We start from the raw sequence: 228 nt of genomic DNA on the forward strand, positions 1-228 counted from the left end.
CGCTCGGCGCCGACAAGAACGACGTGTTCATGAAAGTCGTCGTGCCGTTCACGCTGCCGTATGTGATCTCCACGTTTCGCATCAACGTCGGCTTCGGTCTGGTCGGCGCCGTGGTGGGGGAATTCATTTCGTCGGAGAAAGGGCTCGGGCACATGATCTTCACCGCGTCGAGCCTGTACGACCTCAACACCGTATGGGAAGGGCTCTTCGTGCTGATGGCGATCGGCT

At 59.6% G+C, this 228-nt stretch carries 1 protein-coding gene; it reads left to right on the top strand.

Features of this window, described 5'->3' with window-relative positions; translation table 11 throughout:
- Positions 1 to 228, top strand: a 228-nt coding sequence (locus tag SB822_RS61720; protein WP_410859754.1) for an ABC transporter permease, incomplete at both ends; no start/stop codon positions are given.

Source organism: Paraburkholderia sp. SIMBA_054 (genome assembly GCF_046534875.1).
GTDB lineage: Bacteria > Pseudomonadota > Gammaproteobacteria > Burkholderiales > Burkholderiaceae > Paraburkholderia > Paraburkholderia hospita.